The 17,603-nt window shown below is 39.5% G+C and carries 14 protein-coding genes; 13 read left to right on the top strand and 1 reads right to left on the bottom strand.

The features are described 5' to 3' along the window. Positions 1–608 (top strand): cytochrome c biogenesis protein CcdA (locus tag UF75_RS18320; protein WP_045576017.1); only part of this gene is annotated, 608 nt, incomplete at its 5' end. A gap of 38 nt (positions 609–646) precedes the next feature. Here UF75_RS18320 and UF75_RS18315 read toward each other — a convergent pair. Next, complete coding sequence (locus tag UF75_RS18315; RefSeq protein ID WP_045576016.1) at positions 647–1,126, bottom strand: NapC/NirT family cytochrome c; 480 nt, start codon at positions 1,124–1,126, stop codon at positions 647–649. A gap of 193 nt (positions 1,127–1,319) precedes the next feature. Between UF75_RS18315 and UF75_RS18310 the strand changes: the two genes are divergently transcribed. The 12 genes from UF75_RS18310 to UF75_RS18245 form a co-directional block, all read left to right on the top strand. Next, the gene (locus tag UF75_RS18310; protein WP_242860320.1) at positions 1,320–3,074 is read left to right on the top strand and encodes a methyl-accepting chemotaxis protein; all 1,755 of its coding nucleotides are present in this window, start codon (positions 1,320–1,322) and stop codon (positions 3,072–3,074) included. A 321-nt stretch (positions 3,075–3,395) separates the two neighbouring features. Continuing rightward, the gene (locus tag UF75_RS18305) at positions 3,396–4,157 is read left to right on the top strand and encodes a carbonic anhydrase (RefSeq protein WP_045576014.1); all 762 of its coding nucleotides are present in this window, start codon (positions 3,396–3,398) and stop codon (positions 4,155–4,157) included. Positions 4,158–4,350: 193 nt separating this feature from the next. Continuing rightward, entirely contained in the window at positions 4,351–4,782 is a 432-nt protein-coding gene (locus tag UF75_RS18300) for a C-GCAxxG-C-C family protein (RefSeq protein ID WP_045576013.1), read from the top strand. 214 nt (positions 4,783–4,996) lie between these two features. Beyond that, positions 4,997–5,632 (top strand): DedA family protein, encoded by a 636-nt coding sequence (locus UF75_RS18295; RefSeq protein WP_045576012.1) that lies wholly within the window; start codon positions 4,997–4,999, stop codon positions 5,630–5,632. Positions 5,633–5,883: 251 nt separating this feature from the next. After that, entirely contained in the window at positions 5,884–9,699 is a 3,816-nt protein-coding gene (locus UF75_RS18290) for a phosphoribosylformylglycinamidine synthase (RefSeq protein WP_045576011.1), read from the top strand. Positions 9,700–9,805: 106 nt separating this feature from the next. After that, complete coding sequence (locus UF75_RS18285) at positions 9,806–10,114, top strand: hypothetical protein (RefSeq protein ID WP_045576010.1); 309 nt, start codon at positions 9,806–9,808, stop codon at positions 10,112–10,114. 28 nt (positions 10,115–10,142) lie between these two features. Next, complete coding sequence (gene dinB / locus UF75_RS18280) at positions 10,143–11,309, top strand: DNA polymerase IV (protein ID WP_045576009.1); 1,167 nt, start codon at positions 10,143–10,145, stop codon at positions 11,307–11,309. Between the two features lie 331 nt (positions 11,310–11,640). Continuing rightward, positions 11,641–13,863, top strand: coding sequence for a YcdB/YcdC domain-containing protein (locus UF75_RS18275; protein ID WP_045576008.1), 2,223 nt, complete (start codon positions 11,641–11,643; stop codon positions 13,861–13,863). 888 nt (positions 13,864–14,751) lie between these two features. Then, on the top strand, positions 14,752–15,408 hold the full coding sequence (locus tag UF75_RS18265; RefSeq protein ID WP_082075220.1) for a tyrosine-type recombinase/integrase: 657 nt from the start codon (positions 14,752–14,754) through the stop codon (positions 15,406–15,408). A gap of 59 nt (positions 15,409–15,467) precedes the next feature. Further along, positions 15,468–16,208: a DJ-1/PfpI family protein gene (locus UF75_RS18260; protein WP_348983075.1), complete on the top strand. Its 741-nt coding sequence runs from the start codon at positions 15,468–15,470 to the stop codon at positions 16,206–16,208. A 234-nt stretch (positions 16,209–16,442) separates the two neighbouring features. Then, positions 16,443–16,973, top strand: a complete 531-nt coding sequence (locus tag UF75_RS18250) for a hypothetical protein (protein WP_045576005.1) — start codon at positions 16,443–16,445, stop codon at positions 16,971–16,973. A 158-nt stretch (positions 16,974–17,131) separates the two neighbouring features. Then, positions 17,132–17,603, top strand: a 472-nt coding sequence (locus UF75_RS18245) for an alpha/beta fold hydrolase (protein ID WP_045576004.1), incomplete at its 3' end; no start/stop codon positions are given.

The raw sequence follows: 17,603 nt of genomic DNA, 5'->3' as shown, positions 1-17,603 counted from the left end.
CCAAGATTAAAGATGCTATCGGCATAGGTTTGATTTCAGCGTTGGCACATACTCTCTCTATTACACTGATAGCCCTTTCAGCTTCGTCGGCAGTTAAAGTAATAGTGCCTGATAATCTGATCCAGTGGTTTCAACTTATTTCTGGGGTTGTCGTGATTTATATTGGATTAAATATTTTGACTCAAAGGTATTTTGACTTTTGCGAGGCTAGGCAAAAAACAAATAAAGTACAGGGAACCGTCGGATGTATAAGTCATTGTAATCATCACCATTCAGAGTCCCATTCTGTTCCGACCTCACGTTCCAATCTGTTTTTAACAGGCTTTTTTACTGGGATTGTTCCATGCCCAAGCGCTTTAGCAATTTTACTAGCGGCAGTTTCAGCCAATAAAATTCCCTTAGGGTTAGGACTAGTGGGCGCTTTTTCGATCGGTGGTGCAATTACAATGGTAGGGATCGCAGTATTTGTGGTCCGGGCAAGTCATACTATAAAAAAGCTGGAACGGTGGCAAGTTGTCAATCGTTTGGCTATTGTTTCTTCATTTCTAATTATCTTTCTTGGTGGAACAGTCATCATTCAATCTCTCGGGCGAATTGGTATCAACTAATGGAACTCCCTGGTGATTGGAAATTTATATTTTTTCTTTTATGACTTAGCGCCTTTTAATTCGGGCGACAGGTAGATATCTACTTTATGACCTGATTCTCGATGACATTCCAAACAGGATTTTGACTGTTTAATAGTTTGGTAATGGTTTATCGCAGGTGTGTTTTTAAGATGAATAGTATCAGGGTATGACGCATTGTCCCCTAAATGACATCCTATACAATTTTGTTCTGAAATAATAGCTCGTGAAGGTATAGTATACTTTTTACAAAAATGTTGAAATACGTAGTTCAAACCCCGTGCTTTAGCATGAAATTTACCTAATTCACCTCTCGGCTGATGGCAGTCTAAACATCCAATTGTTTTGTGTGCTGATACTTGCCATGATGAGACATACTTTGCAACCTCATGACATTTAGCACAAAAAAACGGCCTTGAGGTAGCAATATAAGCAATTTGAAATATTACATATAGACTTACTAGTGTAATTAAAGTGCCTAAAAGTAGCTTTTTCAACACATCTAGCTCCTCCTACGGTATTCCAGAATTAGTGTGCGCCGATTGGCCAAATTTTACACTAGAATTATTTCGTTGATTAATTATAAATCACTGGGTATTTTGTTTCTAAATTGTCAAAAGATGATCCGTAATATTGCGCGAAAATTGAATTATTCTGTTATAATATAAGAAAAAGTGGATAGGGGGGATGGCTTTGAGGTCATTCATATGGTGCAGAAGCAATTTACTACCTTTGATGTTATCAGTAATGATGATCATCATCAGTTTTGTCTTTAGAAACTCAAATTTTGCGATATACCTCTTGATCTTAAGTATTTTAGCGTTACTCGCAATTATTGTATTTCAAAATTACAAAACAAAAAAGTTAATAGCAATATCAATAGAAACTTTAAAAAGAGGATCATTAGGGGATTATATAATTCTAGAAGAGGGTGTCAAGCTAGTCAAAGAACTTCTCGTTGAACTTATTAGAATCAAAAAAAGCGGAAATCCCGACAGACAGACTGTTATTGAGCTGCAAAAGACCTTATTAAGTCGAAACGAACAAATCCTCGCCTTAAGTTCATTCTGGGAACCTGATGCTTTCGATGGCAAGGATGATCATTTCCAAAATATCGACTATTATGACCATGGACAATTTACTTCCTATGTATTTCGGGAAAACGAAACGATTGAAGTAACTGCTCTCAAGAATGTCTATGATGAAACTTGGTACTCTCGTCCTAAAGAGAGTGGCAAACTAATAATTCTAGAGCCCTATACTTATGAATTTAATGGGAAATCGATTTTAATGACCAGTATCATGCTACCGATCACCCTAAAAGGGAAATTTTTAGGTGCGATAGGTGCAGATATCAAATTGAATGAAGTAAAAGAGATTCACAGTGATATCGTATTTTATGAAAATCCATATAAAGAGCTTGATGTCGAAAAGTTGTCGGAGGTTATATCAAGAAGAAATAATGAGTTCGGAATTTTAAACCAGGTTATAAAAGCAACAAATATAAATCAACGAGAAATCTTAAACCATTTATCTTTAACAGCAAAACAGGTTTCAAATACTTCTCAGGAACTTACGTCTATATCTATGCAGTCGGCCATTGCGGTTGATGAGGTGGCTAAAACGATTGAACAAATTGCAGGTAGTGCCACAGATCAGGTAAGAGATACGGAAAATGGGGTTCGGGAAATGACCGAATTAGGAGTTACAATTCAGGAAGACCAACAGAATCTAGTAGATCTGAATAATTCTATTGAGATTGTTGAGACTCTTAAAGATGAGGGAAGTATTGCTATCAAAGATTTACTGGAAAACACAGAAGAAAGAGAGCACTATACAGAACGAATCCAGGAAGGAATCCTAAAGACAAATCAAAGTGCCGAGAAAATTAATTCCGCCAGTCAGTTGATTCAAGCTGTTGCCGATCAAACTAATCTATTAGCCTTGAATGCTGCCATAGAGGCAGCTCGAGCCGGTGAGGCAGGTAGAGGATTTGCCGTTGTTTCAGAAGAAATTAGGAAGTTAGCGGAACAATCCGCACAATCGACTAGAGAAATTGACATTATTGTTAAGGAATTAAAGGCAAACTCTCAAAATGCGGTAGATGTTATAGGGTTGAGTTCAGCGATTGCGAGGAAGCAAGAAGAAAGTGTCACGATTACTATAGAGAAATTCAAGGGGATAGCGGAAGCAATCGAAGAGACAAAATCAATTATGCATACGTTAAATAACTCTGGGAAAGAAATGGCTAAGAAAAAAGACCAGATTATTGAGATTTTAAGAACTCTAGCCAGCATAGCCGAGAGCAATGCAGCTAGTACAGAGCAGGTTTCCGCTGCATCCGAAGAGCAAGCAGCGTCAATGACAGAAATTGCGAATGCTAGTCAAGGCTTATCTCAGCTTGCCAACGAGTTACAGCAATCGATTGATAAATTCAACATTCATTAACGTCCCAGAGTCATTATTCTATAGGCAAACAGAATAATGACTCTTTCATTTAAGAAGAGTACACCTACAACTGGAATAACACAAATATTATAATCTAACACCGGTCATTAATTTGGCCGGTGTTTTTATTCACCAAAATAATTGTTGACCTTATTTGTACCTTGCACTCCTCAATTACTGTTATCTTTAAAGAACGCTCAAAAAGGAAGCGGTTGTTATTCATTTCTTATTGTGGTGTTATGACTAAGCTAAGGGATTTTTTGGGTAAAATGGTCTAAAGGTAAAAAATTATCATAGTCAAATTTGTAAGGAGAGATTTAAGTGAAAAAACCTACAGTTTATCTTATGACCGTCCTGCTTAGCTTAGCGACGATCTTAAGTGGCTGCCGAAATCAGATTACACCTACGACTGATGAACATACTTTAGACCCGAACAACTCAACTGCCCAAAAAGCGATGGCTCTGGTTCCCGTCTATAAACGAGCGGAAGTAATCTCTTCACCAGACGATGCAATACAACTCTTAATGGACGGAAATGGGCGTTTTGTTGCTGGCAAGCCCTTAAGTAAAGACCTCAGTTTTACAAGACGTAGTGAATTACTTAAGAATGGACAGCATCCCTTCGCGGTTATAGTTAGCTGCTCTGATTCGAGGGTTCCGCCTGAAATTTTATTTGATCAAGCCTTGGGAGATTTATTTGTTGTTAGAGTAGCGGGGAATATTATTACCCCGGTTGAATTAGGAAGTGTTGAATATGCGGTTGAGCATTTAAAAGTTCCATTAATTGTAGTTCTTGGACATGAAGAATGTGGAGCGGTCACTGCTGCAGTAGAAGGAGGAGAAAGTAACGGTAGTATTTCAGCGCTCATCGAAAAAATTAAACCTGCTGTCATTGAGGCGAGGGCAATGGGCACGACTGGTAAAGAATTAATCGAAGCAAGTACAGATCTTAACATTCAAAATGCCCTTAGAGATCTTTTAAAGAGCCCCCTTATTAAGGAGGGTGTCAATTTAAAAGAGGTAGACGTCCTTGGGATTAAATATGATCTTGATAAAGGGGTCTTAGAAGTAACTCATTCTTAGCGACTAGTATAAAGTATTTCGGAGAAATTTATAACCCATCCTAATGCGGGGCAGTAACAAAAACTCTGATGTTTGTACTGCCCACTTTGTTTTTACCCAAAAAAGTTTTAGTAATAGTAGGAATTTAGACTGCTATTGTTGAATTAAATTATTAAATAGACAAGAACCATCCGTAAGAGAAAGGGGACTAGCAATGGAGGATTTAGCTTTAGAGGCGCGATCACGAGCGGGTAACAATTTTAAGAACGGTTTAAACTGTGCTGAGTCCATACTTCATACTTTTAACGAGATTATGAACTATCCGTTGAGTCAAGAAAGCTTAAAAATTGCTACTGGTTTTGGTGGAGGATTAGGACATGCTGGTTGTCAGTGTGGTGCATTGACTGGTTCAATCATGATTCTAGGACTATATAGAGGTCGCAATGATCCCAAACAATCAAGAGAAGAAGCCTATGAAGTTGCTCATGAATTTCACGATCGCTTCAAGGTGGAATTTGGAGGTACTTGTTGCCGTAGTTTAAATCCGCATGAATTTGATTCTCCAGAGCATTTGCGGCGATGTCTAAAACTTACAGGAGGAACCGCTAAGTTGCTCATGGAATATATTCAAGAAAAAGAATTGTAGTAAAATGAAGTATAATTATAGTTCCTAGTTATACTTCTTGTAACTTATGAGCGAAGGGTCCTTTGTTTATACCAGAGACCCTTCGATTATAAGTGGAATGAAAGAAATCAGGGCATAGTAATTCTGAAAGCCAAATTTTGATAAAGGAATTTCTCGGAACTTTGGCGAATATTATAATTCGGTCATACCAACATTAACTATAAAAGGAGCTATTATGGGATTAATAACTAGTTTTATCGATTTTATACTTCACATTGATCGACACCTCGTAGAAATCATTATGGTCTATGGCCCTTGGACTTATTTTGTATTATTTTTGATCATTTTTAGTGAAACCGGATTTGTGGTAACCCCTTTTCTGCCTGGTGACTCATTGCTTTTTGTAATAGGGGCTTTGGGAGCTTCGAAAGCCTTGAACTTTAAGTTAGCCTTAATACTGCTAATACTTGCGGCTATTGGAGGAAATATATTAAATTATTTTATCGGCAAAATAATTGGGCATAAGTTACTTGGTATGAAAAACTCACGGATTATAAAGAAAGAATACCTGTATAAAACCCAAGCTTTTTATAAGAGGCATGGGGGTAAGGCTATAATTTTATCAAGATTTTTGCCAATTATTCGAACGTTTGCACCTTTCGTTGCGGGTCTCGGTAAAATGAGCTTTACTAGGTTTTTTATATACAATTTTATTGGTGGAGTGTCTTGGGTCATGCTGTTTATGTTTACAGGGTTTTTCTTTGGAAATATCCCTGCGGTCAAACAAAATTTCACGTATGTAATCTTTGGAATCATCTTTATTTCCATGCTACCGACGGTAATTCCTTACATTCAGAGCAAAAGAAGATAGACTGAGATAGTTAAACTTAAGACCTTCGGAAAGGTTTTTTGAAAAAGATTTTTCTTAGAGAAAATTAAAATGCTGGGCTTCTTTTATTTCAATTGAAATCATGGTATTATGCAATCTAAGAGAATTAAGTGTCAACAATAATTGCGCGACAAGGCCATAGACAAAAGTGCTATGGCCTTAAACATATTTTATGGATCAAGGGTAATCGAAGATCAAATAGTTGCATCTAAAACTAACTGACGGAGGATGATATGGAAGTAAATGCTGTGAAACGAATTTATGTGGAAAAAAAACCGGGCTATGATATTGAAGCTCAAGGTCTCTATAACGATCTATTAGAAAACTTAGGGATCAAAGGATTGCATGGCTTAAGAGTCATTAATCGGTATGATATTTCAGGAATTACAGATGAGGAATACGCTAAATCCCGTCCTATTATCTTTGCTGAGCCTCCCTTGGATTTGGTGTTTGACGAAGATATAGAGATTCCCAATCAAGACCGAATTTTTGCTATGGAATATTTGCCCGGTCAGTATGATCAACGGGCAGATTCAGCAGCCCAGTGTGTACAGATCCTGACCCAAAAAGAGCGGCCCGCTATTGCTTCGGCGAAGGTGATTGTTTTAAAGGGTCAATTATCCCCAGAGGATTTCCAAAAAATTAAGGCTTACTGCATCAACCCTGTTGAATCACGGGAAGCTACTTTAGAAAAACCGGAAAGCTTGGAATTTGAACCTGTAATTCCGCCAGATGTCGAAATTATTGAACGCTTTATTGAAAAGTCACCTGAAGAATTGCGGACCTTTTTTAATGAAACAGGCTTAGCAATGAGTTACGAGGATTTAGCATTCTGCCAAAAATATTTTCGAGAGACAGAGCAACGGAATCCGACGATTACTGAAATCCGAGTGATAGACACTTACTGGTCGGATCATTGTCGGCACACCACGTTTAATACAAAGATCGAAGAAGTTTCTTTTCCAGAAGGGTATTTTGCTGCTCCTTTAAATACGGCTTACCATGAATATCTCACTTCCCGGGATTATGTCTATGGTGAAAACCCCGCTAACCGAGATGTCTGTCTGATGGACATCGGCGTTTTGGCTATGAAAGAGCTAAAGAAGAAAGGGAAATTACCAGACCTCGATGAATCGGATGAGATTAATGCGTGTAGTATTGTTGTAAATGTCGATATCAACGGTCAAGACGAAGAGTGGCTGGTGATGTTTAAAAATGAGACTCATAACCATCCGACAGAAATAGAGCCGTTCGGTGGGGCGGCTACCTGTCTAGGGGGTGCCATTCGAGATCCCTTGTCTGGGCGCACTTATGTATATCAAGCCATGCGTGTAACGGGAAGCGGTGATCCGAGGTCCAAGCTAGAGGATACTCTACCCGGAAAACTCCCTCAGAGAAAGATCACGAGAGGTGCTGCGTCTGGTTATAGTTCCTACGGAAATCAAATTGGTCTGGCTACGGGGCAAGTAACGGAAGTCTATGATGAAGGCTTTGTAGCCAAACGTATGGAAATTGGGGCTGTGATTGCCGCAGCTCCCCGGAAGAACGTCGTGCGCGAAGCCCCTGAAGCAGGGGATGTTGTCGTGCTCGTCGGCGGGAGAACAGGGCGGGATGGATGTGGTGGTGCGACAGGTTCTTCCAAAGAACATACTACAGAGTCCTTACTGACCTGTGGGGCGGAAGTACAAAAAGGAAATCCTCCGACAGAACGGAAAATTCAAAGGCTCTTCCGTAATGCAAAGGTAAGTACTCTAATCAAACGATGCAATGATTTTGGAGCGGGTGGAGTTTCGGTAGCTATTGGAGAATTAACCGATGGCTTGGAAATAAACCTTGATGCAGTTCCCAAAAAATATGAAGGTCTGGATGGAACAGAACTCGCGATTTCAGAATCTCAAGAGCGCATGGCCGTTGTAATTCGTGCTCAAGATTTTGAGATATTTACAAAATATGCTCATGAGGAAAACTTGGAAGCCACTTTAGTGGCTCAGGTTAGTTCTGATCCTAGACTCACGATGGTTTGGCGAGGACAGACCATTGTTGATCTCAGCCGAGAATTTCTCGATACCAATGGGGTTAAGCAGACGACTAAGGTTCAAGTCGCTCTTCCTATGGAAACTCAAAATTATTTTACTCGGCTACCGGAAACAGTCGAACGAAAACTAGCTGTAAAAAATATGGAAAGCGAAGGCTCCTTATTAAACGAAGCTTGGTTAGCTAATCTGACAGATTTAAATGTCTGTAGCCAAAAAGGGTTGGTAGAGAGGTTTGACAGTACTATCGGGATGTCATCTGTTCTGATGCCGTTAGGGGGAAAATATCAGGTTACTCCGGCGGAAGGGATGGTAGCTAAGATCCCTGTTCTGTCTGGGGAAACGAATACGGCGACCATTATGACCTATGGCTATAACCCACAATTGTCGAAGTGGAGTCCGTTTCACGGTGCCTTATATGCTGTCGTTGATGCGGTAACTAAAAGCGTGGCCCTTGGCGGGGATTATCGCAAGGTTCGGCTTACCCTTCAAGAGTATTTCGAACGATTAGGAAAAGAACCTGAAAAATGGGGGAAACCCTTTAGTGCATTGCTAGGGGCTTTTTATGCTCAGAAAAAACTAGGGATACCGGCGATCGGTGGAAAAGACAGTATGTCAGGAACCTTCATGGATTTGCACGTTCCTCCAACCTTAGTTGCTTTTGCAGTCAATGTGATTGAGGCGGATAAAGTTGTGTCTCAAGAGTTCAAAAAGATTGGCAGTCAGGTGGTCCTAGTCAAGGTCATTCGGGATGAACATGAGGTTCCTGACTTTAAACAACTTAGCAAAAACTATACTAAGATTAATTCTTTAATTCATACTGGAAACGTTTTAGCTACTCATACCGTCAGGATGGGAGGACTTGCTGCAGCACTGAGTAAAATGGCGTTTGGAAATCGAATCGGGATGATTATTAACAGTCCACTAGAGATCAGTCAACTGTTTTCGGCTGATTATGGTTCAATTGTCTTGGAAATTGAAGAAACGGTGGATCTAGCTGAAGTGTTCGGAGAAGTTGAGTATCAACTGCTCGGAGTTACCCAGGGAAAACCGGTGATTACGGTTAATGGTGTGGATGTTGAGCTAAATATCGCTTTACAGGCTTGGGAAAAGCCATTGGAAAAGATTTTTCCGACTCAAACGGAAAACGTTGTAAAACCGCAAATTGTGAGCTTCAACTTGCGCAATACTTATACACCGTCCACAAAAATAGCGAAACCAAGAATCTTTATTCCGGTTTTTCCAGGTACCAATTGTGAATACGACTCTGCTAAAGCCTTTGAGAAAGCCGGAGGGCTTGTTGAAACTTTAGTGATCAAAAACCTGACGGCAACCGATGTGGAACAGTCTATTCAAGAGATGGTTAAGAAGATAAAGCAGGCTCAAATCGTCATGCTTCCCGGGGGCTTTAGTGCTGGGGATGAACCAGACGGTTCGGGTAAATTTATTGCTACTATGTTCAGAAACCCCAGGATTAAAGAAGCGGTGGCTGAGCTTATGAACCAACGGGATGGTTTGATGCTCGGAATTTGTAATGGTTTTCAAGCGTTGATTAAACTGGGCCTTGTTCCCTATGGAGAAATTATCGATTTAAGGGAGGATTCTCCTACCCTCACGTATAATAAAATCGGACGTCACGTTTCCTGTATGGTCGAAACCAAAGTAGTTTCCGTCTTATCCCCATGGTTTAGCGGGGTGAAACTGGGAGATATTCATACCGTGCCCATCTCCCACGGAGAAGGACGGTTTGTTGCCAATCAGGAAGTGATCCAGATGTTAATTGATAAGGGACAGGTTGCTACCCAATATGTTGATCTTGACGGTAACCCAAGCAATGATGTTATCTATACGCCCAATGGCTCTTTTGAGGCGATTGAAGGAATCACCAGCCCAGATGGACGTATTCTGGGTAAAATGGCTCATTCCGAAAGAACAGGTCTGGAAATTGCGAAAAATGTTCCAGGGAATAAGTATCAACCGATTTTTGCCGGTGGCGTGAATTATTTCAGAGGATAGGATCTGAATGCTTACCAAGTGAGTATCTTTCTTTTGCAGGGTTTTTAAAGTACCTGTCGAATTCTAAAACTAGATGAATTTTATGACAAAATAGGAGCTGATTTTTTTGAACACTCAATTTGAAAGTGCCGTTGTAACAGAGCAAGGTAAATCCATTGCCGTTGTTTCTGTCCAACCGACTGTATTTCAGAATTCGTTTAATGCATCTATGGTTATCAAAGGATTGCTACCTGTCTTTAAAGGGATGCCTGTTGTTCTCATGACCTTAGATCCTCAAGGAGTTCCTGCATATTTCGGAAGATCCGACCTTATTCTTCTCTTAGAAAATGTCAATATTAAAGAAGCTTCCTGGAAAGAAATAACTGCGGATATTGATTTATCTAATTCTTGTCCAATGAAAGAAGCGGAAGAATAAGCAACCAAAACTTTTAGTTGAGGGAAAGATGGACATTTGGGCGAACTATCGCAAAATATTACATGTGGATATGGATGCTTTCTTCGCCTCCGTTGAACAGCGCGACGATCCTTCCTTAATGGGTAAACCCGTAGTGGTTGGAGGCAGACCCAATAGTCGAGGTGTGGTTTCTGCTGCTTCGTATGAAGCGCGTAAATATGGAATACACTCTGCGATGCCTATTGCAGAGGCTTCCCGTCGCTGTCCGTTCGCAACTTTCTTGCCAGTAAACGCACAAAAATATCGAGAAGTATCCTTGCAAATTCGTCAGATATTTTTGGCTTATACTCCTATGGTTGAGCCTCTATCACTTGATGAAGCCTTTTTAGATGTAACAGGTTCTACAAGTTTATTTGGTCCTGTGGATACAATTGCCTTGTCGATAAAACAACGCATCCAGCAGGAACTAAGCTTAACAGCTTCAGTCGGCATAGCCTGCAATAAGTTTTTGGCAAAGCTCGCCTCAGACATAAAAAAACCAAATGGTTTTGTGGTTGTTCAACCTGATAAGATTCAGGAGTTTCTAGACCCATTGCCGGTGGAAAGGATCTGGGGAGTCGGCGAAAAAACAGCGGTGCAATTGCACAATTACAATATCAAAACAGTTAGGGACTTACGTCACCTGGAATTAAATTTCTTGACCCAATTATTTGGAACTTTGGGAAGTCAACTTTATCAGTTGGCTCAAGGGATTGATGATCGACCTGTGGAAAGCGACCGAGTGGTTAAATCAATCGGTCGTGAGATGACGTTTGCAAAGGATATTGCAGATCATGACGCGTTGGAGACGACTTTGCTGAAGCTTGCTGTTGATGTAGGCCGAAGTTTGCGTAAGGAGATGCTCAGAGGCAAAACGGTTACTTTAAAAGTCCGGTACGATGATTTTCGTACGCTATCTCGTTCGCGTACATTGCTACGGGCTACTGATCTTGAGGATGTGATTTATCATGAGGCCTGTAGTCTCCTAGGTGAGGTATCGCTTAAACAACCGATTCGGTTAATTGGTGTTACACTACATAATCTGACCGATCAGCTTGAAAATCAATTGTCTTTATTTGAAGAGCCCCAACTGGAACGTGAAAATCTAACGAAGGTTCTTGATTTAGTAAAAGAGAAATATGGAGAGAAAAGTATTACGAGAGCTAGACTTTTATGATTATTTTATAGGCCATCTGTATTTATTTACGCAGATGGCCTATTTCCTTCTAGTTATGAACAATATTCAAGGTAAGTATTAATTTACTGAAATTTAATGAGTGCGCGAATTATGTATAATAATGTCGATAATTTTATTGTCAGAAACATTGTTCGAATGCGTCTATAAATAGTATGAAATAGATTGAAATCATGGCAATCGTGCTAGGTGCCAAAAGACAAGTATCAAGTTGTAAAAGGAGGTACAAGAAAACATTCGAGTTCGAACATCGAACCGTGAGTAGGAAGTTCCTATTAAGAATAAGAGAGAAGAGAGGAAGGTAGATGAGAGAATGAAAAATATATTGAGTTCGATCTTGGCTGTGATCGTTGTTGCTTTTTTACTAGTTCCGACGATTTCTGCTCCTTTAGCTTTTGCAGGAGAAAGTAGTTTATCACCAGCTGTTGGATCTTTAGCTATGCCAGAAGTGACCCTCGAAAAGGCTATTGAAATCGTTAAAACCAACTTCGACGTTCCAAGTGAATATACGGACTTTAGCTCTACTTACAACACTTACGATGATCGCAAAGTATGGGCTTTACGTTGGAATGGTTCAGCAGAACGCCCAGGGGAGTTCGGAGCAGAGGTTAGTGCAATAAACGGGGATATTCTAAGTATGAACTATTGGAAGAATGAGGAGCAACCGGGTAATAGTCAGTCAGTCGCGACTATTACTAAATCGAGTGCTCAAGAAATTAGCGATAATTTACTGACTCGTTTATTGGGCAAGCGTAGTGAGGAATTAAGCCTAATTCCTAGTGAACAAGAGATTATGCCATTAACTAATGGTCCTTTCAATTATTCTTTACAATATCAACGACTCATAAATGGGATACCCTTTCTCAGCAATGGAGTCAATGTCCAAGTGTCAGGTAATGATGGGCATATTACGTCCTATAACCTCAACTGGAATGAAGTAAAGGCACCTGAGGTTAAGGGCGTGATCAATATCGATCAGGCACAGCAGGCTTTCGCTACGGCACCCTTTTTTAAACTTGAATACTGGATTCCTTCATCATATAGACCACTCATTGTAGGACAAAAGCAGGAAGCAAAGCTTGTATATGAGTTGAAAGGAGAAAATGGAGGGGCAATTGATGCATTTACGGGTGCGCCACTTCAACTAAAACAAGGAGAATGGCTGGCTACTGATTCGTTTGGAAATGGGGGAATGGGTAGCGCGAAGTTGGAAAGAGGCTCAATCTCTAATGGAAGCCAAGTCCTAACCCCACAGGAACAACAAGAAGTGGAACGTAATGCCAAGCTCCTTAAACGGGATGAGGCAATTGCAGCAGTTAAGAGCTGGATCGAGATTCCTGATAATCTGACATTACGCAGTGCAAATCTGTCTAAGGACTGGCGTAGTGCGGACAAACGTATCTGGAGCTTTGACTGGAACAATATAGTGCCCGGCAAAGAGGAAGGAGCTCCTCAATACTTAAGTGCTAGAGTTAGCGCCACAACCGGCGAGTTGCTAGGTTTTGATATCTCTTATCAACAAACCGGGAAAACTGAGGTTAAACTAGATCGGGCAGCAGCTCAAAGTTTAGCCGAGGAATTTCTGAAAAAGGTTCAGGGGGATCGGTTTAGCCAAGTCGTGTTAGATCCCGATAATAATTCAATGGGTAAAATGAGTCCGGAACAGGGGAGTATACAGAGCTTTTCTTATCATAGAGTGGCCAATGGGGTAGATTTCCCAGATAATGGTATGTTTGTTAACGTTGATTCTGTCACTGGCAAAATCACGAGTTATCAGCTTAACTGGTTTGAACTAGATTTGCCGAGTGTTACTGGAATTCTCAGCAAAGATAAAGCTGTAGAGTCATTTCTGAAGGTACGTCCTTTAACGCTTACCTATGTTCGGATCTATTCTAATGGAGTACCGGGAGATTTACGCTTGGTTTATCTGCCAACTGCCCAAGACCGCAGTATTCCAAGCTCTAACACTTTGGACGCCAAAAGCGGAGAATTGCTTGATTACCAGGGTCAGGCAATAGAAAAAGGACCAAAACCCTATAGTTTTACGGATCTAGCTGAAGTGAATGGCGCACCTGAGATCACTGTACTTGGGCAAGCCGGGTTATTTGGTGATTATGGAAATAGCTTTAAACCTCTAGAAAAGATGAGTGTTGGCTCCTTGTTACGTGCGATGTATCTTAGCCGATTTGGGTTATGGGGAAATACTGGCCTTACTGATCTAGAGGTTATCTCTAAAGCAAAAGAGCTAGGATGGTTGAAAGAAGATCTTAAGCCTGGAGATCTAGTGAATCGTGAACTCCTAGCTAAAGTTTTATTACGCTATATTCAGCTGAATAAGCTAGCAGAACTTAAGGATATTTATCAAGTCGGTTTTCAAGATTCGGATCAAATCAGCTCAGATGCTCTAGGTTATGTCGCCATAGCCAGTAGTACTGGGATTATCAAGGTAGAGGGGCAAGTGTTGGCCCCACGTGAAACAGTAAATCGTGCTGAAGCTGCCACTGCGCTCTTTAGGGCTTTAGGTTGGCGTAATTAGTGATCGCCAACAATAAGTAATTTACTTTTTATACCTGAGTCCGATAAACAATGTATCAAATATCAATATTATGTTAAGCATAAGTTCCCTCGTCCAATTTGGAACGAGGGGATTTGTGAGTTCTATTTATTAGAATATTTCAAATATATCTGAAATAAAGAATTCATACAAAACGCCTATTATGGAAAAGGCTCTGGGTTTCCTGGTTAATTAGCGAGCTCCATAATCGGTATTAGAATCTGAATATGCAATTTAGGATACATAATAAGGTAAATTAATCTAATGTTTACAGAATGAGAAGGATTTACAAAAATTTTGTGGAATTTGTCCTATATAACCCAGCGCTACTTGAGAAAGGAGCGAGCTAGTTGCCCATATTTGTCCAAAATATAAGCAAAACAGAACTCAGGATCAGTTTCATTAGCCCCTTTTCACTAGACGAAGTGAGTAAGATTAAGACGATTAAGGGGAGACGTTGGTATCCTATTGACAGGTATTGGTCAGTATCATTTTCGGAAGAAACGCTCAAATATTTAACACGCGTTTTTGCTAAGGAAGTTTTTTTTGAATCATTTATCCAATCCAAAGATAGTAACTCCACATTTGAGACTGATCAATTTAGCAATAGTAAAGTAGGTTGCCCTGATTTTTTGAATCTACATGAGGATAGATTGAATAAATCAACAAATATTACTAATGACAAAAGCTGTAAGGAAACGGATAAGCACTTAGAGTTTTACGGTAAAAATGACTTGTCAAAGGGCACGAAAGAAACAAGAGGTCTTTGCCCTCTATGCCTGACCGAACGAGGGAAATACTTCTTGCGGTTCAGAAGGAACTCGATCTACGTGGATATAGTGATAAAACTATTAAAGCTTATATGGGACAATTAGCAGGTATCAAGGTTTTCTGAAAAAGGATTTAGCTGATTCAACGAATGAGGACGTTCGGGATTTCTTGCTTTATTTATTAAGAGAGAAAGGTAAATCCCATGCGTATGTCAACCAATCCCTCAGTGCGCTGAAATTTCTACTTACAAAGGTTTTATGTCGTAAAGAGGCTACTGATCGATTGCCACGGCCTAAGAAAGAACATAAGTTGCCAGATGTTCTTAGTCAGAAGGAAGTACTCCAAATCTTAAACAATGTTAATAATTCAAAGCACAGGGCAATCCTGATTTTGATCTATTCGGCAGGTTTGAGGGTGAGTGAGGTCGTAAATCTAAAAATCGGAGATATTGATCATCATAGAATGCTAATACATGTAAGGCAAGGTAAGGGTAAGAAAGATCGATATACTGTCTTGTCTGAAAGGGCTATCGAGGCATTGCGAAAGTACATAACAAGCTACCATGTTGTTGATTGGGTGTTCCCAGGGGAGGATCCGATCAACCACATAACAGAACGAACTGTTCAAAGAATCTTTGAAAATGCACGTAATAAGGCTGAAATCAGAAAAAATGTGTCTGTACATTCGTTAAGACATTATGTCGACATATCGTGCAAAGGGCGCGCCATCCTTGGCGCGGACGAAAAGAATTCATAGTATTCCTTCGCAGTAGTAAGACAAGGCGAAATACAAAATATGTAAAAGAGGTGTAGAATATGGCTAACGAAATATGCCCTAAGTGCGGAACGATTAAAGAACTTGATGTGATTGTAAATGAAGCTGAGGAAACTGACTCTGATGGAAATATACTAAAGATTAAGACTAATAACTTCTATTGCTCTTCTTGTCATGTATTTGTAAAAAGTGAAAATATAAAATCGAATATCAATAAGATATTTGTATTTATTTATGATGGAATGGCTGACTTTGAAATGACTCTTATTGCTCATATTTTAGGGACGGACTTAGGTAAAGAAATAGTTACTATTGCATATGAAAATCATATTATAAGAAGTGTGTCTGGACTGGAATATAAACCTAAGAGGTTAGTTAAAGATAGTGTTAAAGATAATGTTGATGGATTAATAATTCCTGGTGGTTGGAATGGTGAACTAAGACTCGAATTGATTGAACTGATTAAAAATGTTAATTCACAAGGAAAACTCTTAGGTGCTATTTGTGGTGGACCATATTTTTTAGCAAAATCTAATATTCTACAAAACAGAAAATACACTACATCGATGATTGAATGGACAGAAATGCACAAACAACAATATGAAGAAATTGACCCTTTTCCAAGAGAAAATTTTGTTAATAAAAGAGTTGTAGTAGATGAAAATTTAATAACGTCACAAGGAGTTGCTTTTATTGATTTTGCATGCGAAATATGTGATTGGTTTAAATTATTTAAAAACGGGGATGAAAAAAATCAGTTTTTAAAGACATTAAAAGGGTAAGTGTGCAAAGAAATAGAAATTAATTTACAATATTCGTATTTAGCGCATTAGAGGTATTTTGGGTGAAATTCAAGGCAGCGCCGTCCATGGCGCTGTCTGAGTCTGGGGGCACGATACGTCGTAGAACAGCGTATTCCCAAAATCTGAGAGAATATGAAAGTAGTAACCAGACTTCGGGAATACGCGAGACGTTATGCGCCATTTGGGTCTTAATAAAAAATAGGGGGAAAAAGAGTGAGTAAGCGTGAGATTGCGAGCCTAGCTTGCAAAATTCTTGGTATCTACTTGATTATTCTAGGTATAAATGTATTTTCCAATGTATTTTCTTTTTCTGTGGTAATGCAGAACAACATGGCCTATGGGAATATACTTAATATAATTTATCCATTGATGTATATTCTCTTTGGAGTTTTACTATGGCTTCTATCTGATAAGTTGTCTGTAATTATGGTAAAAGGGGAGAGTCATTCTAATGAGGGTTTTGATACAAAGGCCAGTGATATACAAAGAATATCGTTTTCGGTTCTCGGTCTTTTTTTCCTAGGAAGTTCATTGCCAAACTTAGCATCCACAATTGCGAAAATACATTCCACGAGTGAACTGCCTAATTATACAACAAGATTATTACTTGGTGCTGGAGGACCGATAACTCAATTTATTGTAGGTCTAGGGATTTTTCTTGGTTCACAGGGTTTGGTCAATTTCTTGGATACCATTAGAACAGCAGGACTAAAGAGGGAAGATGATTACGAAGAGAAGGAATGATCGGGTATTCCTTTGCCAACGGCGCATAACAGAGGGTTTGCGACATCGGAGAAAACATTTTGGGTAGTAACCCGACGTCGCAAACCCTCGGGACGTTAGCTGAAATGCGGTAAGAGACAATTCTGGGTTTAAATAATAGGAAAAATGGAGGGATAGGGATGGTAAAAAGATTCAAGAGACCTGAAGGAAGACGATTGTTATATGATTCTTATGACAAGTTGCTTGAATTATGGGGAGTTGACAAAGAAGAATTGGATATTGAAACTCAGTATGGGAAAACCCATGTCATTGTTTCTGGTAATATAGCGAATCCCCCTCTGTTACTTTTTCATGATTCAGGTAGTAATTCAGTAATGTGTTGGTTTCCAAACATACAGGAATTTGTAAAGCATTATTATGTAGTGGCAGTCGATTATTTCGGGGGAGCTGGAAAAAGTGAACCTAATGAGAGCTATCCAAAAGAATTTGACGTGGTTTTGTGGGTTAATAAAATATTAGATACTTTGGATATTAAAATTACAAACATAGCAGGAGTATCATATGGTGGTTACCTAACATTAGCCTATACAGCAAAAAATCCGAGCAGGGTGAACAAGGTTGTCTGTATGGCAAACTATCCCTATGTAAGGG

Origin of the sequence: Desulfosporosinus sp. I2 (assembly GCF_000960765.1) — a bacterium.
Taxonomy (GTDB): Bacteria; Bacillota; Desulfitobacteriia; order Desulfitobacteriales; family Desulfitobacteriaceae; genus Desulfosporosinus.
This window is presented reverse-complemented; position numbering and strand designations above follow the sequence as displayed.